This window comes from Rothia santali (assembly GCF_024199905.1).
Taxonomy (GTDB): Bacteria; Actinomycetota; Actinomycetes; order Actinomycetales; family Micrococcaceae; genus Rothia; species Rothia santali.
In genome coordinates this window covers 12683-32850 of record NZ_JANAFB010000006.1, presented here as the reverse complement: position 1 = coordinate 32850, position 20168 = coordinate 12683, and the positions used below count along the sequence as shown (strand labels likewise).

Genomic DNA, 20168 nt, shown 5'->3' with positions numbered 1-20168 from the left:
CTGGCCTCCTTCTGGTATCTACAACGCTACAGGCCGGGGCCCATTCCGCGGCGGGGTCCGGTCGGCTTCGGCTGCTCGGGCCCGGGCTTGTACCCGGGGGCGCGGTTGGGCTGCTGCTTGCGCGCCTCCTCGATCCTGCGGATCTTCTCGCGCATCGAGTCCTTCCGGTCCTCGGCCTTCTCCGGGGCCTGGGTGGGCTGGTTCTTCTTCGTGCGGTTCATCAGCCGGTCCAGCTTCGCGTTGCGCTCGGCGGTGACCGGGTCGATCTTCTGCTCCGCCGGGCTCGGCTGCTCGGTCTCGGCGCGCTGCTTCACGACCTGCTCGGCGGTGGCCTCATTCTCGATCGCCGATCGCGCGGGCCGGTTCGAGAGTGCACCGCGCTTGTGCACGTCCACGACCTGCTGCGCGAGATACTGGCCCCGCTCGGATGCAGCGTAGTCCTTCGGCACCGGTGCCGGCTCGGTATCGGCGATGTTGTACTTCGCCCGGTACGCATCGACCTCACCGGCCACCCGGTACCAGCGTTCGGCGTTACGCGGGTTGGCCGGCACCTCGCCCAGGGCCTCAGCCCACACGGGCTTCTGCTCGGCGATCTGGGTCCCACGGAGACGGTTCAGCTCGCCGATCTGCTCGTGGTGCTTGCCCAGCATCTCGCGGGTGGCGGCCGGGGTGTACTGGTAGTCCTGCCAGTACGTGCTCACCGTGTGCCCCGAGACCCCGCGACTGATCTTCTCCGGCGCCTGGACCTCGGGGGTTTCCCGGGTGGGCAGCAGTCCGGCGCGGATCTTCTGCTCCTCCCGCAACGCCTGCGCCAGCGTGAGGTGGTGGTCCTGCCCGGGCTCCACGCGCGCGCGTTCCCCGCGGGCGATCTCCTCCGCCTCCTTCTGAGCCGGGGTCGACCAACGACGCCGGGTGACCTCTGCGTCCATCTCGGCCATCTTCCACCGATCCTGCGGGCTCGAGTTCTCGCGCATCGTCGCGGCCAGCTCCGCCCGGCGCGCGTTCAACTCGGGCGTGGGGGTCATGCCGTACTCGCGGGTATGCCACTTCGGGTCCTCGAGCACCGGTTCGGGGGCCGGCTGCTTCGCGGCCGCGCGGGTCGCGAGCTCGTTCAGGTGCTCGTCGGGCACCGCGGCGAACGGGCGCGGGTGCCCGGCATCAAGCTTGGCGTCATCGGCTGCGCGCAGTCCTTGGATGCGCCAGTGCAGCACCGCGGCGTCATCCTCGACGTTGGCGAAGTCCCGCTGATCGTGCGCCCGCGCCAGCACCCCGGCGGGATCCAGGCCGTGCTCGGTGGCATCGGCCAGCTCATGCGCCAGGGCCGGCCACGCCTCGCAACCGACGATCTCGTTGCCGCGGCCACGACCCAGGGCCTCGCGGGCTACGTGGGCCATCGCGTGCTCCTGGGCGTAGAGCTCCAGGTCCTCGTACTTCGACAGGCGCTGCGGCACGGACCGGTGGGTGTCGCGCTCGGCCTGGGTCTGCTCGTGCACGGACAGGTCGCGGTCGTAGTTCCCGGCGATGGTCTCCAGGACGGTATCGCGTGTGGTGGTCTCGTCGACTACGACGAAGAACCGGTTGTCTTCCTGCCCGCGGGTGCCCTGGACGTAGGCACCGGCGCGGTCGGTGCTACTGGTGAGGATCGCGCCGGCGGTCTGGGCCTGGGCGCCTTGGGCGCGGTTGCCGGTGTAGGCGTAGCCCAGCTCCACGTTCTCCCGGGTGTACCAAGCCGGCAAGGTGAGCACGCCGTGGTGGTTCTCGTGCTGGACCTTCAACGACCCGTCGGCGTTGATCTTCTCCACGTTCCACAGGTCCCCGTTCTTCACGAAGTCCTTACCCTGGTTCGTGGACAGGGCGCGGGCGTTCTGGCGGGTGACGATGGTGTCCCCAGCGTGCACGGTGTGACTGGAAGCGGTGGTGAAGTTCGGGCCAGTCGTGTCGAGCTTGCCGCGCTGGGCCTGGCGGGCCTGGGCAAGTTCGTTGAGCTCGTCGACCAGGTCGTTGGTCGGGGCCATCATCAGCGAGGTCTTGCCGGCCTCGGTCTGGGTCACCCAGTTGGTGAACAGGTCCTTGACCATGACATCGCGATCACCAGCGGTGACCCGCCCATTCTCGAGGTACCAGTCGAAGGGCTTGTCCTCCCCGCGGGCCGCAGGTTCGCGCAGCGCGAGGGACGCGGCGACCTCCTCGTGGTTCACGGTGCCGTCGGCGTTGCGGAAGCGGAAGACGTCCTCGAGGTGGACCGCACCGACCTGCTGGTCGATCAGGCGCAGCGCACCGCCGGCGCCGATCGCTGCGAGCTGCCGCTGGTCACCGATGCCGCGCACGACCGCGCCTCGCTGCTCGGCGACGTCCAGCAGGGCGGAGAGCTTCGGGGAGGTGGCCATGCCGATCTCGTCGACCAGGAGCATGTCGCCTGGGGTGATCTTCTCGATCGCCTCGGCCCCGTTGGGCCCGAGCAGGGAGTCGATCGTGGTCGCCTGGATACCGAGTTCGGTGCTCATCACCGATGCCGCGGCCGCCGTGGGCGCAAGCCCGTGCACGCTGTTCCCGGCGCCTTCGACGGTGGCGACGGTGAGCTTCATCGAGGTGGTCTTACCCGCACCGGCCGGCCCGATGCCCACGGCCAGCAGTCGCTCTCCGGTGGTGAACTCTCGGGCCATCGCGATCTGCGCGGCCGAGATCCGTGTGGGGTCGACCTGCCCCAAGGCGTTCTGGAAGACGTCGTGCGTGGCGGTGGGAATGACCTGGGAGGTGGCCGCGGCATCGAGGATGTGCTGTTCCGCGGCGATCACACCTGCGGAGGTGAAGCGTTCGTTGCCGGCGACCCGGTACATCGAAGAACCGTCCGCGCGCCGGTAGGCACCGGGGATCGGGAGGTCATCGTGCGGGGTCATTCCGATGGAGGACTCCCGCACCGCGGCTACCGTCTCGGCAACGGTGGCGGTGGGGATGATCTGGTTCGGGAAGGTGTCCCCGAGGTAGCGTTCGGTGGCGGCCTGAATGTCGGAGATCCGCCAGGTGGACTTCGACTCCTCCAGGTCCTCGAGGATGCCCGGGGCGTGCTCGGTCGGGGTGATCGTGGGGCCCGGTTCATCCCCGCCACCGGGGCCGCGGCGGATACCGTTCTCATCGGTGGGGGCACTGTTCTGGATGAACGGCAGGAGCTTCTCGCCCAGGGGCAGGTCCTTCGTCTTGGCCTTCGCCTGGGCCTGCCACTGCTCGTTCATCTGCTCCAGGGACCTCGGCCCGTCCTTCGTCGGCCGGGTCGCCAGGGTCGCCTGCTGGGATAAGGCGATGCGCTGTTTCTGCGTCGGGGCGTGGCCGTTGCGTTCGATCAAGTCCCGCTCGAGGTTCTTCAGGGCGGTGTCGATCGAGACCCGCCGGGAGGAGAACTCCGAGAGCATGTCCGGGGTGAAGCCGGAGAGCTCCCAGATCTTCTTGCCCCGCTGCTCCCGCGCATCGAAAGTCACCCCGAGATCACTCATCAGGTGCTCACGAATCCGGGCGTTGTAGTGCTCGGAAGCCGCGACGTTGTACTGGTAGAACATCCGCCCATCGACCGTGGACCACTTCCCATCCGCACCCTTGACCCTGTTGGCGACCACGAGGTGATCGTGGAGGTTCGGGTCCCCGGTGCGGTTGTCGTAGTGGCGGAACTTCGTGGCGATCAGCCCGCCGTCGACGTCGATCTGCCGCACCCCATCCCGGCCACGTCGGGTGTAGAGGGCGTTGTCCTCGAGGTAGGTCAGGGTCTCGGCGACGGCCTTGTTGTGGGCGGCTTCGATGCCTTCGCGTAGTTGGGTGTCGCCGAGTCCCCAGGCCATCGACACGGACTTCACCGGGGTGAAGACCAGGTCGTAGCCAGCGACCGACTGCTGCTTGGGCTTGGACTCGTTGGCGATGAATCGGACAAGTTCCGGGGGAGTGGCATCGCGTCCGTGCAGCTCCCGGTAGAGCTGCCCGCCGACCCGGTTCCGGATCGCCTTGGTCTGCTCACCGGTGGGTTCTTCGTGCTGGGTGGCGGTGTGCCGGCGGACCTCTTCTGAGACCCGGTTCATGAACTCACTGGGCTGATACTCGCGCGGCTTGCCCCCGAGCCGCTGGGCCTTCAGCCAGTCCCCGGATTCGGTCTCGGCGGTCTTGGCTGCTAGGGATTCGGCGTGCTTGGTCTCGGCAGGAGTCATCGAGTAGCTGTCGATGAACTGCTGCCGATTCGGCGGGATCATCCCACCGTCGAGGTGGTTCATCTTCACGATGTCATTACCCGCGAGACGGTACTGATTCAGTCGCGCTGCAACCGCGGTCTGGCCGATGCTCTGCCCCTCCGGCAGAGACTCGGAGACCTTCAGCGCGATGGCTTCCTGGGTCGCTCCCTGCTGGTAGGGCTCGACAACTAACCATGCGTTCTGCGCCGCGGCGACGCGCTGCTGGTCCATGACACGGGCATAGACGTCTTCGTGCTTGTGGTGCGCTTCAGCGAAAGCTTCCCGTAGCTTCTCGGGGTCGATGGGGGCATCGGCGTTGCCGAACAGCGCTTCCATCTGCGCCTCGGTGACCTCGCCGGATACCTCCAGATGGCCGATGCCTCGACCGACCCACTGGCCCGGGGGCATCCCGTCGACGGTGTAGTAGTCCCCGAGTTCCCGTCCCTCAGCGCGTAGCTGATCGCCGCTGGCCACCTCGTGGGTGTAGTAGCGGTAGCCGTCGCCTGCCGACAGCTTGTGAACGGTCATCATGCGCACGATTCTACACGCATCTAATTATGAATTGCTCAGAATAGCAGTCCCGTAGTTATTGGATGCATGAGGTGTGACGACGTTGAAGGGTTCAGAGTCCGAGGAGGAACGACGAGGAACAGCTCTGGACGCTTCAGGGTGTCCGAGCATCTGTGATGCTCGCGGTTTTGCACGGGAGGCCACGGCTGTGGTCAAGCGCTGTGCACAACTTCGGAGGAGCTTGCGGGGGAGAGGTTGTGTGCAGGGATTGTCCATGGCCGTGAGCTGTGCACAGGACGAGTCAGCCTGACAATGAGACGCAAGTGTTCGCTGGGACGGTGGCTGACTCGTCCTGGGTGCAGCGTGCCGACGGTGTAAAACCGTTCCGCGGTTGCCGGTGCTGAGCCACCGAAGTGGCTCAGCACCGGCGCCCGCGGCGGGCCTCGGGTCATGGATCGTGCGTCGTCGTGGGACGCCGCTGTGTAGACTCGGCAGTACCTACCCGACCAGGAGTTTTCGGGTCTGTGACCGCTAGTGATGTGAGGGGAAGAATCATGGCTGCACCGAAGCGAAAGTCGTCCACGAAGATCGCCGCGCGGGAACGCGCGCGGGCGGCGGCGGCCGCGCAGATGGAACGCGAGCAGCGCCTGCTGGGTGCGGCTGAGGGGTTCTTCTCCGAGACCCTGGAGGTCGATGCCAAGCGCGAGGAGCTGCGGGCAAAGATCGCCGAGCTCGAGGAGCAGCTGAAGGGCCTCGATGCCCCGGCGGAGAACGCGACCACCTACGTGCAGCAGATGAAGGCCGAGGGGCTGAAGAACGCTCAGATCGCCGAACGCCTGGAACTCACCACCGGTGAGGTCGCCCGATACCTCAAGCTCGGTGCCAGCAAGACCGCAGCCGCGGATTCGTCGACGAACGACGCAGCCACGCAGGATTCGGTGAGCGCAGCCGCTGCCTGATCCACCCGGAGGAATCATCGATGCAGCAGATCATGTTCCACCCCAGCTACTACGGGCCGATCCTGCGCCACCAGAAACAAACCACCGTGCGCTGGAACGAGAAGATCCACCCCGGCTCCGCCACCTTCCACTTCGGGGACGACGAGAACTATCCGCCGATGCGTGGATGGGTCGAAAGCGTCGAGTCCTACCCGGCCGCGCGGCTCACCGCAGAACAAGCCCACGCACTCCCCGGCACGGACATGGCCGTCTTCGTGGAGGACCTGCGCACCAACTTCTACCCCTCGATGCCCGACGATGCCGTGCTGACCGTGGTGGTCTTCAAAATAACTGCCCCTGACCCGTGGTAGCCCCCCGTAACAGGTGAGCGATCATCGACTGATCCCATCCGTGGGCCAGGACATGGTCGCGTAGGGCGCGTGCCATGCCCGCGCGTTCCTGCTGGGACTGGTACCGCCAGAACTGCGCCGCGGTCTGTCGGTTGTGCCGGCCACGTCGCGCGCGGTCGGCCATGTTCTCGACCCGGGTGCCGAGGTAGACGTGGTGCGCATCGACGCGGACGCAGATCGGGTTATCGCAGGTGTGGCAGGCCTCGAGCTCGGCGATAGCCTCCAGGCCGCCGTGGGTCTGGGCGAGGGAGTAGCGGTGGGCGCGGATCATCTTCTGGTCCCCGTTGCGCGTGGTCCAGAATCGGCCGTACCCGTCATCGCCAATCGCACCGGTCCACAGCCAGCAGTCATCCGCACGGGGGCCCCTTGATGACCTTCTGCCAGAACCGCTGCTCCTCGCTGATCCTCATGCGATCGAGTCTAGGTGAGCCAGGTTCATGCGATCTGGGTCGGAGTGGAGGTCTCGCCGAGGGTGACCGCGCAGCCAGCGCACTGATACATCGAATCCGAGACGCTTCCAGTGATCCCCACCGGATGTGATGTGCAGGTGATGACTGGACGGTGGGCGCCAGTGGCAGTGGAAGGGCAGTGTTGACCAGCGTGTGCTCGGATCCTGTGGGGAAGCAGCGGGTCCACAGATGCGGTGTAAGACTGCATCAGTTCGAGCTCGGCTCGGACGACGTGCCAGGCATCGGTGAGCTGTGCATAGCGGTCTTGAAGGTGGTGGTGGGTCAGCCGGTTTGCAGCAAGCGCCTCAGCGCTGGCCCCGTAGCGCAGCAGGGTCTGATGTTCATCGTCTAGGCGCTTCAGTCCGTACTCCATGCGCTGGATACTCTGAGCCATCGCCGCCTCGTGAGAGGCGGCGAAGATCAGCCCCAGGGGTCGGGCAGCGGAGGTGGTGCTCATCGAGGGGTGCCTTTCAGCTGATGTCGGCAAGAAGCTGGATCGCCTCATGCGATGCCTGAGATCGCACGCTTGGCACGACGGGATAATGACGGGTGGTAGGGCGAACTTCAGGTCCTGCAACAGCTCACCGCCCGCGCCCTGGAGTCATCCTCGGATCGAGAGTACTGGACCGGAGTACGAATCGCGGCCCGCGGATCGCGGTGGCTACTCCTTGTCGATTGCGGTGCTGCCCGGTCGGTGCATCGAGTCCTGCGCAGGACCGGTGAAATAGGTGCTGCGTAGGCAAGTTCTGATGCCTGGCCGGCCTCCCCCGATAGGGTGAGGCTGGCCAGGCGCCCTGGTGGGACTGGCGATTCGCACCGATCTCCGCGAGGCGCACCTCGCCCAGAAGCACACGACGGGCTGGGACGGGATCTCTCCGGGCGCCAGGTCCTGGATAACGACAAGAAACACCGCGCCACCGGTTCCTGAAGTTCTAACAGGCCAATCTCAGCTGGTTCTTCACGCAGTCCGGTTCGATCTCGGCGATCCTGGGCAACAGCAGCAGCGAGCGATACAGACCCGTCAGCTCTTCCACCTCGAGCTCGGTACGAGCTCCGCTGATCCTTCGGGCGATGTTGATCGTCGAACCGAGGATCACCTGGGATTCGGCATGCCGGGCCTCATCGGTGACACCTTCACTGAAGCATCGGTAGGGCACGGAGAGGAGTTTGGTCCGCAGCGAGCGGATGAAATCGTGGACGATCCCGGAGAATTCCGGGTCGTGGATGGCCTCCGACTCGAAGAGCAGTTGATACCCATCATCAGAGTCTTTCGCATAGTTCACGAAGACCGCGAGGATCGGCAGTTCCCGAACGATCGAGGCCTGATCCAAGATCAAGAACCGATCCAGGATCACATCCAGACGGCCCATGAACTCCCGGACATGGGCGTTCAACACGTCCTCATAGAGCTCGGCCTTGGAGTCGAAGTAGCGGTAGAGCATCGGCTTCGAGACCTTCGCTTCGTGGGCGATGTCGTCAACGGTGATCTGGGCGTAACCGGATTCTGCGAAACATCGTGAGGCGGCCTCGATGATCCCGCGAGTCACCTGCTGCTTGTTCGCCGTTGAACGCCTGCCCATGTCGTGTCCTTCATTCATGATCTACACCTAAGTCATGCCATATGGTTAAGACTTAGGTGTTGTTTACTAACGAGTAGGCATTCGTTGTGGCAGACCAATCGGATGGGTCAACGCATCACATTGGGAGCATGACCTTAATCACAGTGATCAGGCGATCATCCTCAGACGTCAGCCCCTGATCCACACGCTCCGTTGCAGCCGAGCGCTGAAGCCGTTGGATCATCCACTTCGACACCCCATGAAACGCCGCCACCTGTGACGCCGACATGCCCCCGGCCAGCTGCGCCAGCGCGGCATCGCGCGCCGGTCCAGTCAGGGCCGGCGGGCGGCCACCGGCCCGGCCGGTGGCCCGGGCGTGGGCCAGTCCCTCGCGGGTGCGTTCGCGCAGGATGTCCCGTTCCCACTCGGTCAGGCCGGCCATCGCCGTCACCACCAGGCGTCCGGCCGGGGTGCCGGTGTCCAGGTTCTTCTTCTGCGCCTCCACCCGCACCCCGGACTCGTCGAGCTCCTTGATCGTCTTCAAGGTGTCGTAAGCGGTCCGGCCGAGCCGGTCCACGCGGGTCACCACCAACACGTCGCCGTCGCGGACGTGGCTCTTCGCCAGCTCCAGCCCGGGCCGACTCGCCCGGGTGCTACTGGCGACGTCGGTGAAGACCTTGGCACAGCCCAGGGCCTCTAGGGCCTCGCGTTGGTCCCGGATGCTGCCCCGGGCGTATCCGATCCGCATGACGATTCAGCCTTCCCTGTCAGCGGTGCTGTTCGCGCGGGCCGCGATGATCTCGCGGTCGATGAACTCCGCGCAGCCCAACGCCCACTGGGTGGTGTAGTCAAAGTGGGGGACGGCGCGCTCCTCGGCTGCGCGCACCGCCTCCTCGATCCGCGCAGGGTCGATCTCGACTTAGCTTTGTCAGATTGACGGAGACGAACCTGGAGGTGCGCGGATACATCTCTGACGCATCCCCTAGTTGTTGCCGTCGCTTGGCTCCACGCAACTCCCGGACCTCCTGCTCCAGCTCACGCACTCGCTGCGTTTCGGCGCTGCTCTCGTCGGCGGTGACACCATCGTCGATGTCGACCTGCTTGACTCACATCCCCACGGACTCAACCCCGTAGTCGAGCTGCGTCGCGACCCACTGCGCGGTCCCTTGCGTCACGCCTAGTTCAGCGCGCAGCGTCCTCACCATCCGTACGGGGACCTTCGTCTAGAGCGAGTAGCGACGCGTCGTCGACTTCCCATGCGCCGGTTCCTCCGGCATAACCCCACCCTCGTTTCCAAGATCAGGAGTCTTCAAGAAACCCAGGGCGCTTCACCAGCTCGTGTTGGTATCGCCACGGCGGCGGCAACCCGTGACACGCTCCGTGAACCTAAAGGCGATAAAAAGAGATCTAGTCCCGCGACCCAATCCCAGGGTCAACCAAGGATCCGTCACTCCCTTGCGCGGTTGCTTCTCAACAACCTCGACCCCTGCCTCATAGCACTGATCCGGCGAACCTCGCCCTAGCGCATGTCCAAAGAGTCGACTACATTCTGTCACCACACGTTCTGCGATTCGTTCACTCGCAGAACCATCAGATGTCGTCTAGTCTGAAATCAGCAACATCAAGGTGTCCATATCGCTCAACTACGAAAGATTACCCATGGCACGTCCGACATCAGTCCACCCTAAGCCTTCCACGTTCCACCGCCTTGGCGCGGTAGCAGCCGCAGTCTGCCTTGCGGCGGGGCTCAGCTCCGTTGCGACCCCGCCCGCTCAAGCTGCCACCAAAGTCCTTTCAGGGTCCTCCCCCAACTATTTAACATGTGCGAGAGCGTATGACTCAGCGGCCCGCTACCTAGTAAAAATCGGGTACGAAAGCCAGGTGCACAATAAGACTTGCAGCAAGCGCTGGCCCTGGAGCAAGTACGAGTGGAAGATTACCGCCAAGAATTGATTCCATGTTGTGTTCCAAACGATGAAGGCCCTTCAGCTGTTATTGCTGGAGAGCCTTCAGGATGCTGAGTTAGGCTCCGTATTTCGTGGGGCAGTTCTTCTTGATTTCCTAAACGGTCGCTGACTACAGGAGGCCGGTGAAGAGCTCGAGGACGGGCCCATTGCCTATGGCCATCGGCCCTGAGCCAACCCAGGCGAGGGCATGGTAGGCGAAATTTAGATTCGTGCGGGCCCGGGGATCGTTCTCGTGTCCAGGCTGGATATCAACGACGGGACGGTTATGGCTGGTGCGCATGATTTGCTCCATTCCGAGCGGATTGGGCAGGGCGCGGCAACGAGAGATGATAGCTCATCGTGGTAGACCGCTCCCCTGCGGGGGGTCAGGCGTTTACAGGTTGCAGAGCGCTTCTGACAGGGGGTTGCGGTGATGAGCCACTCGCGCGTCACATTTGGTGACGGAGTGGAAGCGCCGGCGCGGGGCCGATGCGTTAGAAATGAACTTTGAGATGTCGTGCTGGCAGTGGCCGTGAGGCGGGACTTTTAACCGCAGTTTCCCGTTGGGAGGGGTCTGCGTTGGGTGGTCCAGGAGTAGTCCAGGCGATGTCGGGCTCTCCGGTGGGTTCGGCACAGGTCGCGCGCAGGGTGGGTTCCTACAGTGGGGAGTACCTCCAGAAGGTGCGAGTGATTGAGAACCCGAACGGCCCCGTGCGCAGCGACACGCTCTGCACGGGGTCGTTTGGCATCCGGAAGGGACCGCGCCCGGACCGTTCATCGTGCATCGTCGCCCCCTTGTGCTGGGCTTTACCACTTCCCCACGGCACGATCGGTGAACGGATGCAGCCGATCCCGCGGGCGCACTGACACCCCCGCCCCGGCTCATGGCTTCTACGCCGGTGGAGTCGTTGACGTAATACCGCTGTCATCTCTTAGAAAATAGGTTGCATTGTAAAGCGTTTTGGGCTTGAGGGGTGCTACGCTTCCATCGAAGAGCCTACGACTTTCGATGGAGACCACGATGGTGCCCGCTGATCACCACCTGCCCCTGCGTCACGACTCCGCTGTGGAGCACCTGCGCATCTCACGCCAGATCGCCCTGCAGCTGCACCACACGGGCCTGCCGCTGACTGCGCCGATGAGCATCACCATCGGAGACGAATTCGCCGCGCTGCTGATCGAACCCGGCATCAGCGGGATCCTGGTCACCGCCGGCACTTGGACACCCTGGGGTTTTACTGCCTTCGAGAACAAGGAGCCACTGCGGATCGAGGGGGATGATCTCACCCAGGTCGATCAGCTCGCCGTGGAGCTTTCCGAGAAGGTCTCCTACGCCATCCTCGAGCAAGAGCCGCTGGAGATCGGGGTCATGGCTGGCCGTTGAGCCTGCGCAGCAACACCTTGCGCATCGCGGTCAGCTGCTCATCATCGAGCCATCCGGCGACGTTGAGCTCCATCGTCAGTAAGAGCCGCCCCAGCGGATACTCGGGCTTGTCGAGTTCTCGCCGAATCTGGTTCACGGTCTCGGCGAAGACCATCAGCACATCGACCACCCGCACCGCCGGATCAGGGGGCGTATCATCGCCCAGCTGGTTCTTGGTCAGGTGGTGGGCTTCCTGGAGCATCTGATCGACTCGATCGTCGTGGAAGTACAGGTCACTGGTATCGCTGTTGCCGCACAGTACCGCGTATCCACGGGCTTTGAGCAACAGCTCGAAGTAGGGGTCGTGGTAGTGGGTGGGGTGTGATGCACGCCATGGACTCATCCGCCCAGCCTACGCTCAAGATTCCACTGCGCAACGCCTGCCCTCCCAACACGGGGGGGGGGGCATGCCACGCCTCGGCATCAAGGTTCGGGTGAGCATCCGGAGCGCCTTTCTCAGAGCAGTTCAGCCCCGCGGGCAAGGGGATGCTTGCTCCAATTTTTTCACCCCAGCGTGGATTATATTCCGACTGCCGGCGGGAGCAGTCTCGGGGTTTCACACCGTCAATCACCGCTTCCTGGAAGGGACATCATGGCGCAGAAGATCAGCATCAGTCTTACCAATGATCATCGTCGGTTCGATAGCCGATGACTGTCTGCGACGGACACTGTCAGAGCCCACCGGCGATGCGCAGTGTGGCACCGGTGGCGTAGCCAGCCTCAGAGGACAGTAACCATGCGACGGCACCGGCAATCTCGACTGGCTCGCCGGCTCGACCCCACGGGATCGACGCGGCGACCTTCGCTGGTCGTTCCGGATCCTGGTGAAATTCGGTCCAGACCGTGCCGGATTCGACACAGTTGACGCGGATCCCAGACGGGGCGAGTTCTTTGGACAGTCCGATCGTCAGTGCAGCGGTACCGGCTTTCGCTGCAGCGTAGTGGACGTAAGCACCGGGGCTGCCGATTGTGGCTGCAGCCGAGCCGATAAGGACCATCGATCCGCCGGATACAGTGAGGTGCGGAATCGCCGCTCGGGCGGTCAGTACTGCCCCGAGGAGGTTGACCTCGAGGTCGTGCTTGATTGTTTCGGGGTCGAGTTCGGTGAGCGGACCGACCGCCTTGACTGCGCCGGCTGACGCGACGAGACCCGTGATGGGGCCGAGGGCCGCCCCCGCTTCGAAGAACTTGTCCAACGACTGCGGGTCGGTGACGTCCACACGCGTCACCACCGCCTGCTGACCAGTTCGGCGAACCTTCTCTGCCACGGCGTGTGCCGCGTCTTCATTGCTGCGGAAGCCGATGATGACATCATTCCCGGCTGCGGCGACCCGTTCCACGACGGCCGCGCCGATGCCACGTGAACCGCCGGTCACCGCGATTAGCCCACTCACGTGTCCGCTTCCTTAGCCCCACTAGACGACCACGCCAACTCCATCCGTTCATCCTAGACCGTCTCGATAGACCCGATCCCTTTTCTGGCGCAGTCAGGTCTGAGCGCGTCGAGAAATCGGTCGCAGCTGGTGTCCCAACCGGGCATCCGAGGAGGCCGGGTGTTGATCTTCGCCGCGATCCGGTCCAGGTCGGCCTCTTTCGGCAGGTACTGATGCATCAACGGCCACCGTCTGACCGTGATGCGTTCGTCGAGCAAGACCTACCCGGAGACCAGTTGCCCGGCCCGCTGATACGACACGTGCAGCGTCTGCCCGATGTCCTTCAACGTCATCCCCTGCTCCTTCATCAACCGCGCCGCCTCACGCGACTTCGCCGCGGCCATACTCGAGGCCTGCTCGGCCTCGGCGCGATAGCGCACCGCGGCCTCCTGAGCTTCGCGGATGCGCTCCGGGACCTTCACCTCCAAGATCACCTGGATGGACTCAATGGCCTGACCGGTGAAGATCGAGATGAGCTCCTTGGCCATCGCCTCGGCCTCGGCGAGGTTCCGGGCCTGAGTGCCCTGGGGGAGTCCTTCGACCTCTAAGTGCCAGTACTTCTCGGATCGCTGTGCGATCACCTGATAGCTCGTCATCGCCACCACTTCTTTCCCAACTTCGACTCTGCCGCCTTGTAGATGCTGAGCGTCGTCAGCTCGTTGATCTCCCGGTGCCTGGGGATCACGATCATCACCCCGTCCAGGTCGTAGATGTCGTGACTACCCCCGGAGCGGGAGAACTCGAACGAGCAGCCAGCGGACCGCGCTGCCTTGCGCAGCTTCTTCAAGATCTCTTGGTTCCTCGTCATCCTACTATTCTAGACGGGCTAGAACTAGAGTTCAAGGAGGGCTAGAAATATGCTGGCGTTCCACCCATCACGCCCCTGCCGCGCGCTACTACTGCTCGTTCGCCCGTGCCTTGATCTTGTACACCGTCGTCCGGCTCACCCCGTGATACTTCGCGGTCTGCACCACACTCATCCCCGCCTGCACCGAAGCAAGGATCGCTGACCTCTTCTCCGCCGGGAGACCCGGGCGGCCACCCACGCGTCCGGCCGCGCGTGCGGTGGCCAGGGCCTCCCGGGTGCGGGTGCGGATCATGTCCAGCTCCCACTCGGAGAGACTGATGATCACGCTGGCCACCAGTCGGCCCGCCGGGGTGCGGGTGTCTAGGTCCAAGTCCAGGGCCTTGATGCGCTGGCCCGCCTCATCCAGGTCCTTGATCGTCTTCAACGTGTCCACGGTGGTCCGGCCCAGTCGGTCCAGGCGGGTCACGACCAATACGTCTCCCTCGCGCAGGTACGCCTTGGCGGCCTCCAGGCCGGGGCGCTTGGTCTTGGCGCCGCTGACGATGTCCGAATACACTCGCTCGCACCCGTGCGCAATCAGCTCGGCGCGCTGTTGCTCCAGTCCTAGGCCTTGGTCCTGCGTGCTGACTCGGGCGTATCCGATCTTCACGTGGACACCTTCCGGGTGATGAAGGCCAGGCGGCAGTACAGGCACGTGCCGGCGCTGTGCGTCTTGGTGGCGTAGGGGGCCGGTGACCAGTCGATGAGGTGGTGGTCATCCGCGCTGGCCGGGCATCCCGACTGGTCGTGGTCGAGCACGGTTGGATACGTCTCGGTCATGATCGGGTCCTGTCTTTTAATCGGTCGATTTGTGGACACCGCGGCCTCAAGCAGCTTGAGGGCCGGGGAGGGGTCGAAAAGTGTCCAGAAACTAGTGTTTTTACTGACTGTACAGAAACGCCGGATGTGACCCTGGTTTATGAACAATCGGGAACGCTTGGAATGCCCCTCGGTGCTGGCCATCGCCCAGTCTTAGCGGTTTCGGGGCACCGTGTGGCCAGGTGGACGTGCCATCGCGCCAACGACACCCTTGGCGTTGCCCTCCGGCCCTCCACAAAGCCCACGATCATCCCACCCTCAACGATCGGGCACACCGTACCTCCTAGGGCCTTGCTCTCAGCGATGCGGGTGGCGGGTACGGATCAGGCAGAGCCAGGAGAGAGAGTCTGTTCGCTGGCCCTCGCGGATACCCCTGGGGCAACCGCCCAGGGCGAGCTGATGTGCCCACGAAGACCCGGGACCCGCTCAACCCAAGAACCAGGCTCCACCCACAACAACCCTCGAATGGAGAGCAGCACCGCTTATTCCGCGCTCCGGAGGCCGGCAGTGGAGGATAAATCCAATTTTTGCCCTCAATCTCGACTAAAATCCACCGGGGATTCGTGTGCATCCGTTCCGGAATTTCAGCCATGCAGAATACTGACAGGATTTTCCAAGCTCACGGCCGCGGAAATAATTTCCCAGGTGGTAGAGTCTATTTATTAGGCTCGTAGGTAATCGGGGTAGCGATCCAAGCTGTAAACCGGGCAACACGACCATCTTTTTAGGACAGTCATGAGTGCCCAACCCGGCAATATTCTTGAGGAAAAACCGCGCCTCGGCGCTAGTGCGCGCCGCGGCGTCGGGGCGAAGGCGGCCACCAGTGACTTCGCCGCCCTGAAGACCCTGGTCGTCGACGCCGGTCTGCTGCATCGAACACCTCGTTTCTACACGGTGATGACCTCGCTGTTGTTGCTGTCCCTGGCTGGTTGTATCACCGGCTTCGTCTTGCTCGGGGATTCCTGGTACCAGCTCATCCTCGCGGGCGTGCTGGGTGTGCTGATGACCCAGCTTTCTTTCCTCGGCCACGAAGCCGTGCACAAGCAGATATTCTCCGGCAACAAACTCGGCGACTGGTTCGGGCTGATCGTCGGCAACCTGTTCGTGGGGTTATCTATTGGCTGGTGGACGAATAAGCATAATCGCCACCATGCTGCACCGAATACCGTCGGCAAGGATCCTGATATCTATGATCCGGTCATCGCCTTCACTCCGGAACAGGCACAAGCCAGGACGGGATGGTCTAAAAAGCTCACTGCTCGTCAGGGTTACTTGTTTTTCCCGCTCCTGCTCCTAGAGGGCCTGAACTTGTACCGAGATGCCATCATCACGGTGTGCACTCAGAAGAAACTGAAAAGACGCCGCGTCGAAATCGCTTTGTTGCTGGTTCGCTTAGTCCTACTGCCTGGCCTGGTGTTCTGGTTCTTACCCTGGGGCCTGGCTTTGGCCTTCTTGGGGGTGCAGATCGCGGTGTGGGGGTTCTACATGGGGGCCTCGTTCGCCCCCAACCACAAGGGCATGCCGCAGATCCAGGATCGGGCCACGATCAACTTCTTGATGCGTCAGGTGACGACCTCGCGGAACATCGTGGGCACCCGGTTCAACACCTACCTGATGGGTGGGTTGAATTTCCAGATTGAGCACCACCTGTTTCCTAGCATGCCTCGACCGCACCTTCGTCGGGCTCAGGAAATTACGCGTGACTTCTGCGCCGCGCGGGGGATCAATTATCACGAGGTCACGTTGCTGCAGTCCTATGCAGCGGTGGTGCAGTACCTGAATCGAGTGGGTTTGGGGGCTCGCGATCCGTTTGACTGCCCGATGGCCGGCGCCGCTCGAGGCATCTAGCTAATCACCAACACGATACGAAAGGTTGTCGAAAAACTTTCCGGGGGTGTCTTTCTGTCGATAGACCCATCAAAGCAAGAGAAGGGCTTGCGGGGCTGATACGAGGGACATGACGCTGGCCGCGGGATGCCTTCACAACTACGGTCCCCGTGTGCGCACGGTCGGGTCCCCGCTGCGGTGGCCTGGCCACGGGATCGGCTGGGTCGGACAGGGTCTACGATCCGAACGACCTCGAGGAGTACGCGTCGCGGATCCATGAGGGGATCTCTGCCGATTCGTGGGAGATTTTGGTCCAGGACGTCTTGGACACCGAACGTGAGTACCGGTCCGAGGGCTGAGTCTTGGGGTAGATCACCCCTGGTCCGGGGTGCTCACCCCGGGCTGGCGGGGTGAGGGTGAAGCCGATAGGCGCGGTACGTGTGCTGCTTCCTTGTACGGGGTCCAACCTGTCGTAGGCGCGCGTGCTGCGCCTTTCGTGTGCCCAGGCACGTAGAGGCCGTCCACGGGCGGCGATCCCGAAATTCGAGCTCCCGGCGTGAAGGTGCCTTGCCGCCGGTGGTCGGGCGGTCCCGGTGGGTCCCGCTGTCCACATGGGTGCGGGTCCCCCAGACCGCTTTAGCGGTGGGGGTCTGGGGGAGCCGTGCACATGGGGGCAGTGGGCAACGAATCCGGGCCGAGCTGGGGCTTCAAGCACCGGCGGCAGCCGGTGCTTGGGTGCCCGGGTCCAGCGCCGGGGCGCTGGCGCGGGGGTCCCCAGGGGGCCGCGTAGGCCCCTTGGGTGGGGTGACCCGCTGCGGGACTCGATCAGCGAGCCACCCCGGGGGGTTAGGCGGCGGGGAGGTGCTTTTCCAGGGCCTCGCGGATGACCTCGGAGGGCTTCTTGTGCTCAGCCTCAGCAAAGGCGTCCAGGCGGTCGCTCATGGCCTTGGGCAGGCGCACCTGACGCCGCGGGGAGGCCCCGGCTCCGGAGTGGACCGCCCCGAGGTTGGGGCGCCCGGTCACGGCTTCGAGCATGGCGCGTTCTGCGGCGTGGTTCTCCGGTGTGCCTTCGCGGATGGTCTCGGCGGTCTTGATCGCTTCGGGCATCGCGTCGGATTCGGCCCAGCGGCTCAGGGCCTCGTGGTCGGGGGTGGGGTTCATCGTGGCGTCCTTTCGCGTGGTCACTGCTGGTTGCTCCGGCGTTCTAGCTCGTCCAGTGCTTGGTTTCTGATCTTGGTCCGCAGGGGCATGACGTGGAAGATCACCAGGTCTCGGGGTTCTTGACGGTAGCTCATGACTTCAAGCATTTGCCCCGAGGGTGAGGCTCCGATGTAGAGGTCCGGGGCGGGGAGGCCGGGGAGACGGGGTTCCCCGAACTTCTCGACCTTCCACCGGTAGTTCAGCATGACGTGGGTCGCTTCGGGCTGGGTCAGTCCGTGCTTTGCGGCACTCTCTGTGTATTCGATGGCCATGTCTATATTGTACTACAGAATACGTGGTGTGGGTAGTCGCTTTCCGCACGATTCCGCAGATTCTCCTCTCCTTCTGGCGGGCTTGATCATCGACGCCGACCCGGGGCGGGCGGGGTGCATGCACCCCGCCCGCTTGGGGCCGGTGGAGGGGTTAGAACGGGCAGGTGGGGTCCAGCGCCAGGGCGTCGGCGTGAATCTCGTTCAGGCGCTTGGCGGAGAATCGCTTGGCCTCGACGTGGATCAGCTCGCCGTCGGTGATGCTGGGGAAGGTGAATTTTTCGCTGGTGAAGTTCTCGTTGGCCGAGAGCTGGTGATCCGGGTAGTGGGTGGAGCGGTAGCCGCGCCCAGGGCTGTAGGTGGTGCGGATCGTGGAGGTCGCAATGTGGCGTTCCCCGTTCTCATCCACGCCCCTGACTGCCAGCAGGAAGTGATCGGTGATGGTGCGGTGCTCCTTGCCGAGCTTGGTCTCCCGGCAGGTCTGGCCGGGGGTGGCGTTGCGGACGAAGTCGTGGAGGTTGGTGAACGTGGTCATGATCTGGGGTTTCCCTTCTGATGATGTTCCCGGGCTGATACCCCCGGGGTTCCCCTGTGGAACTACCTCTAGTGTAGCACATATCTGTACTACTTAGCTAGTGGTTTTGGGGGTATCGCACGCAAGCGGGGCCAGGGATTCTCCCCGGCCCCGCCTGTGTGTCTACATGTCTACGTGTCTACTTGGTGGTCATGGTCTGCTCGATCTCGCTCAGCGTGTACCCCCATTCGGCGAGCTGGGTGAGGTAGGCGGCGTACTCGCCTCGGTGCCCGCGCCAGGAGGTCTTAGACAACTGACCTTCGTAGGTCGAGACCGCCAGGGCCAGCAGGACGTGTCCGGCCTTGGACGGGGTCTTGGAGCCCCACAGCGCGAACTCGTACTGATCGGATTTGCCAGTGATCTTCGCCGCCGCGTTCCGGTCGATCCGGCTTGATCGCTCGGCCAGGGTCGCGGCGGTGAACTCGGATGCCTTCGGGGCAAGCTTCGCGCGCTTGACCAGCCCGGCCAACCACTCCCGGCGGACCTCGTTGGCATCGTCCAGGGCCCGGTTATTCGCCACGACCTCGCGGCGTTCGGCCTTCTGCTCCTCGGTCATCCCGCCCCCGGCGGCGGAGCCGTTGCGACGCAGGCCACGGGCCTTCCAATCGACCACGGCGTAGACCGGCTCACCGTAGTGGGACAGGTGCACGGCGTCGGCCTCGTCCTGGGTGACCGGGGAGCCGTCCTGGTGGGTCAGCTCCCGCAGGACAACGGCCTTCACACTGGTGTCCCAGGTCGGGTCACCGTCCAGGATGTTCAGCCCCCCGGGCCTCGGCATCCGCGTGCTCGGCCGCGCGCTGGGTCTCGCGTTCGATGCGAGAGCGCTCACTGCGCGCGGAATGGGTCAGCTGGGCCGGGTTGTCCCCGGCGACGGTTTCCAGCCGGGCCAGGGCCTCGGGGTGCTCCTCGAACTCCGCCAGGATCGCGGCCTGATCCAGGGTCAGCCCGGCGTTCAGGGCCTTGCCCCCGGTCGCGGAGGCGTGGACCTCGCGGGTGTGCTTGACCTCCTTGCGGGTCGTCGACAGCGCGCGGGCGATCTGCCCGGCGTCCATGCCGAACGCGGCGAGCTGTTCCATGCCCTCGGCGCGGTCACGGTCGGTCAGCTCCGCGCGGTGGATGTTCTCCACGATCTGCGCGGCGAGCTGGTCCCCTTCGTTCTGCGCGGGGTCGGTGACGTAGACCGGGATCGTGGCCAGCTCGGCGCGGATCGCGGCGAGGGTCCGACGCTGACCGGCCACGATGTGAACCCCGTCCTCGGCCTGGTAGCCCTGCACGGGAGTGAGCACCCCGTGGTGCTTGATCGAGGCGATGAAGTCCTCTCCCAGCTCGGGCGTAGAACGGACGTTGGTGTCCACGATCAGCGCGGTCGGGTCGATCATTTCCAGAGTGGCGTTCTGGGTCGTCATGATGGGTTTTTCCCTTCTTCGGTACTGAATGCGGGAAGCGGTGCGCTTCCCCGTCCGGGGCTGATACCCCCCCCGGTCGTTTTTTGCCTTTCGGCGCAGCGCAGCGAGCAGCGCCGGCGGAAAGCCGGCAACCCGGCAGGGCAAGGACCAGAAAATTTGTCGAGGAAATAAGGGAGCGTAGCGACCGCCTCGGCAAAATTTCTGGTCCGCCGGCCCCGACGTAGGAGGGGCTTGCCGGATTGGAGACGGCGCGTATCATGGACAAGTCGAAAGGCAAAAAACTCAGGAGTCCGGCGCGGCACTAAGGCCCGCTCGATCCGTGAGGGCCCTGCCGGATGCCGATGGAAGGG

The 20168-nt window shown here is 64.2% G+C and carries 20 protein-coding genes and 1 pseudogene; 4 read left to right on the top strand and 17 right to left on the bottom strand.

Annotated features, from left to right (window positions below):
* Nucleotides 1-26 precede the first annotated feature (26 nt).
* On the bottom strand, nucleotides 27-4739 hold the full coding sequence (mobF, locus tag NBM05_RS03770; protein WP_254165220.1) for a MobF family relaxase: 4713 nt from the start codon (nucleotides 4737-4739) through the stop codon (nucleotides 27-29).
* 533 nt (nucleotides 4740-5272) lie between these two features.
* Here mobF and NBM05_RS03765 point away from each other — a divergent pair.
* Together NBM05_RS03765 and NBM05_RS03760 are read left to right on the top strand one after the other, a co-directional pair.
* A complete protein-coding gene (locus NBM05_RS03765) occupies nucleotides 5273-5677 on the top strand; it encodes a hypothetical protein (protein ID WP_254165218.1) in 405 nt (134 codons plus the stop codon).
* Nucleotides 5678-5697: 20 nt separating this feature from the next.
* On the top strand, nucleotides 5698-6027 hold the full coding sequence (locus NBM05_RS03760) for an ASCH domain-containing protein (RefSeq protein ID WP_254165216.1): 330 nt from the start codon (nucleotides 5698-5700) through the stop codon (nucleotides 6025-6027).
* Here the strand turns inward: NBM05_RS03760 and NBM05_RS03755 are convergent.
* The 5 genes and pseudogenes from NBM05_RS03755 to NBM05_RS03735 form a co-directional block, all read right to left on the bottom strand.
* A complete protein-coding gene (locus NBM05_RS03755; protein ID WP_254165214.1) occupies nucleotides 5999-6337 on the bottom strand; it encodes a hypothetical protein in 339 nt (112 codons plus the stop codon). The two genes, NBM05_RS03760 and NBM05_RS03755, sit on opposite strands and share 29 nt — an antisense overlap.
* Nucleotides 6338-6501: 164 nt before the next feature.
* Nucleotides 6502-6972 (bottom strand): hypothetical protein, encoded by a 471-nt coding sequence (locus NBM05_RS03750; RefSeq protein ID WP_254165212.1) that lies wholly within the window; start codon nucleotides 6970-6972, stop codon nucleotides 6502-6504.
* A 475-nt stretch (nucleotides 6973-7447) separates the two neighbouring features.
* The gene (locus NBM05_RS03745) at nucleotides 7448-8095 is read right to left on the bottom strand and encodes a TetR/AcrR family transcriptional regulator (RefSeq protein ID WP_254165211.1); all 648 of its coding nucleotides are present in this window, start codon (nucleotides 8093-8095) and stop codon (nucleotides 7448-7450) included.
* A gap of 115 nt (nucleotides 8096-8210) precedes the next feature.
* Entirely contained in the window at nucleotides 8211-8822 is a 612-nt protein-coding gene (locus NBM05_RS03740) for a recombinase family protein (RefSeq protein ID WP_254165210.1), read from the bottom strand.
* Nucleotides 8823-9075: 253 nt separating this feature from the next.
* Nucleotides 9076-9351: pseudogene (locus tag NBM05_RS03735) on the bottom strand (IS3 family transposase); the annotation flags it as partial.
* Between the two features lie 1678 nt (nucleotides 9352-11029).
* Here NBM05_RS03735 and NBM05_RS03730 point away from each other — a divergent pair.
* Nucleotides 11030-11404 (top strand): hypothetical protein, encoded by a 375-nt coding sequence (locus tag NBM05_RS03730; protein WP_254165209.1) that lies wholly within the window; start codon nucleotides 11030-11032, stop codon nucleotides 11402-11404.
* Here NBM05_RS03730 and NBM05_RS03725 read toward each other — a convergent pair.
* The 6 genes from NBM05_RS03725 to NBM05_RS03700 form a co-directional block, all read right to left on the bottom strand.
* A complete protein-coding gene (locus tag NBM05_RS03725) occupies nucleotides 11388-11786 on the bottom strand; it encodes a hypothetical protein (protein WP_254165208.1) in 399 nt (132 codons plus the stop codon). The two genes, NBM05_RS03730 and NBM05_RS03725, sit on opposite strands and share 17 nt — an antisense overlap.
* Nucleotides 11787-12114: 328 nt before the next feature.
* On the bottom strand, nucleotides 12115-12837 hold the full coding sequence (locus NBM05_RS03720) for an SDR family NAD(P)-dependent oxidoreductase (protein WP_254165207.1): 723 nt from the start codon (nucleotides 12835-12837) through the stop codon (nucleotides 12115-12117).
* Nucleotides 12838-13097: 260 nt separating this feature from the next.
* Complete coding sequence (locus NBM05_RS03715; protein ID WP_254165206.1) at nucleotides 13098-13472, bottom strand: hypothetical protein; 375 nt, start codon at nucleotides 13470-13472, stop codon at nucleotides 13098-13100.
* Complete coding sequence (locus NBM05_RS03710) at nucleotides 13469-13684, bottom strand: type II toxin-antitoxin system HicA family toxin (RefSeq protein ID WP_254165205.1); 216 nt, start codon at nucleotides 13682-13684, stop codon at nucleotides 13469-13471. Before NBM05_RS03710 ends, NBM05_RS03715 begins: the two co-directional genes overlap by 4 nt.
* Before the next feature lie 88 nt (nucleotides 13685-13772).
* Nucleotides 13773-14333, bottom strand: coding sequence for a recombinase family protein (locus tag NBM05_RS03705; RefSeq protein ID WP_254165204.1), 561 nt, complete (start codon nucleotides 14331-14333; stop codon nucleotides 13773-13775).
* Nucleotides 14330-14503 carry a hypothetical protein gene (locus NBM05_RS03700; RefSeq protein ID WP_254165203.1) on the bottom strand — a complete coding sequence of 58 codons (174 nt, stop codon included), beginning with the start codon at nucleotides 14501-14503 and terminating at the stop codon, nucleotides 14330-14332. Before NBM05_RS03700 ends, NBM05_RS03705 begins: the two co-directional genes overlap by 4 nt.
* A gap of 774 nt (nucleotides 14504-15277) precedes the next feature.
* On the opposite strand from NBM05_RS03700, the gene NBM05_RS03695 reads away from it, so the two are divergent.
* A complete protein-coding gene (locus NBM05_RS03695; RefSeq protein WP_254165201.1) occupies nucleotides 15278-16390 on the top strand; it encodes a fatty acid desaturase family protein in 1113 nt (370 codons plus the stop codon).
* An 825-nt stretch (nucleotides 16391-17215) separates the two neighbouring features.
* On the opposite strand, the gene NBM05_RS03690 is transcribed toward NBM05_RS03695, so the two are convergent.
* The 5 genes from NBM05_RS03690 to NBM05_RS03670 form a co-directional block, all read right to left on the bottom strand.
* Nucleotides 17216-17530 carry a YlcI/YnfO family protein gene (locus NBM05_RS03690; protein WP_254165200.1) on the bottom strand — a complete coding sequence of 105 codons (315 nt, stop codon included), beginning with the start codon at nucleotides 17528-17530 and terminating at the stop codon, nucleotides 17216-17218.
* Nucleotides 17531-17550: 20 nt separating this feature from the next.
* Nucleotides 17551-17841, bottom strand: coding sequence for a hypothetical protein (locus NBM05_RS03685; protein ID WP_254165199.1), 291 nt, complete (start codon nucleotides 17839-17841; stop codon nucleotides 17551-17553).
* A 151-nt stretch (nucleotides 17842-17992) separates the two neighbouring features.
* Entirely contained in the window at nucleotides 17993-18373 is a 381-nt protein-coding gene (locus NBM05_RS03680) for a hypothetical protein (protein ID WP_254165198.1), read from the bottom strand.
* Nucleotides 18374-18551: 178 nt separating this feature from the next.
* Nucleotides 18552-19133: a hypothetical protein gene (locus NBM05_RS03675; RefSeq protein ID WP_254165197.1), complete on the bottom strand. Its 582-nt coding sequence runs from the start codon at nucleotides 19131-19133 to the stop codon at nucleotides 18552-18554.
* Nucleotides 19134-19152: 19 nt separating this feature from the next.
* Nucleotides 19153-19818 (bottom strand): ParB/RepB/Spo0J family partition protein, encoded by a 666-nt coding sequence (locus NBM05_RS03670; RefSeq protein WP_254165196.1) that lies wholly within the window; start codon nucleotides 19816-19818, stop codon nucleotides 19153-19155.
* Nucleotides 19819-20168 lie beyond the last annotated feature (350 nt).

Bases quoted from the DNA above. Each gene is read 5' to 3' on its own strand.
- NBM05_RS03710 (WP_254165205.1), bottom strand. From the start codon at position 13,684: ATGACGAGGAACCAAGAGATCTTGAAGAAGCTGCGCAAGGCAGCGCGG.
- NBM05_RS03700 (WP_254165203.1), bottom strand. From the start codon at position 14,503: ATGACCGAGACGTATCCAACCGTGCTCGACCACGACCAGTCGGGATGC.
- NBM05_RS03750 (WP_254165212.1), bottom strand. From the start codon at position 6,972: ATGAGCACCACCTCCGCTGCCCGACCCCTGGGGCTGATCTTCGCCGCC.
- NBM05_RS03765 (WP_254165218.1), top strand. From the start codon at position 5,273: ATGGCTGCACCGAAGCGAAAGTCGTCCACGAAGATCGCCGCGCGGGAA.
- NBM05_RS03760 (WP_254165216.1), top strand. From the start codon at position 5,698: ATGCAGCAGATCATGTTCCACCCCAGCTACTACGGGCCGATCCTGCGC.
- NBM05_RS03730 (WP_254165209.1), top strand. From the start codon at position 11,030: ATGGAGACCACGATGGTGCCCGCTGATCACCACCTGCCCCTGCGTCAC.
- NBM05_RS03745 (WP_254165211.1), bottom strand. From the start codon at position 8,095: ATGGGCAGGCGTTCAACGGCGAACAAGCAGCAGGTGACTCGCGGGATC.
- NBM05_RS03680 (WP_254165198.1), bottom strand. From the start codon at position 18,373: ATGACCACGTTCACCAACCTCCACGACTTCGTCCGCAACGCCACCCCC.
- NBM05_RS03725 (WP_254165208.1), bottom strand. From the start codon at position 11,786: ATGAGTCCATGGCGTGCATCACACCCCACCCACTACCACGACCCCTAC.
- NBM05_RS03755 (WP_254165214.1), bottom strand. From the start codon at position 6,337: ATGATCCGCGCCCACCGCTACTCCCTCGCCCAGACCCACGGCGGCCTG.
- NBM05_RS03685 (WP_254165199.1), bottom strand. From the start codon at position 17,841: ATGGCCATCGAATACACAGAGAGTGCCGCAAAGCACGGACTGACCCAG.
- NBM05_RS03715 (WP_254165206.1), bottom strand. From the start codon at position 13,472: ATGACGAGCTATCAGGTGATCGCACAGCGATCCGAGAAGTACTGGCAC.
- NBM05_RS03690 (WP_254165200.1), bottom strand. From the start codon at position 17,530: ATGAACCCCACCCCCGACCACGAGGCCCTGAGCCGCTGGGCCGAATCC.
- mobF (WP_254165220.1), bottom strand. From the start codon at position 4,739: ATGATGACCGTTCACAAGCTGTCGGCAGGCGACGGCTACCGCTACTAC.
- NBM05_RS03670 (WP_254165196.1), bottom strand. From the start codon at position 19,818: ATGACGACCCAGAACGCCACTCTGGAAATGATCGACCCGACCGCGCTG.
- NBM05_RS03740 (WP_254165210.1), bottom strand. From the start codon at position 8,822: ATGCGGATCGGATACGCCCGGGGCAGCATCCGGGACCAACGCGAGGCC.
- NBM05_RS03695 (WP_254165201.1), top strand. From the start codon at position 15,278: ATGAGTGCCCAACCCGGCAATATTCTTGAGGAAAAACCGCGCCTCGGC.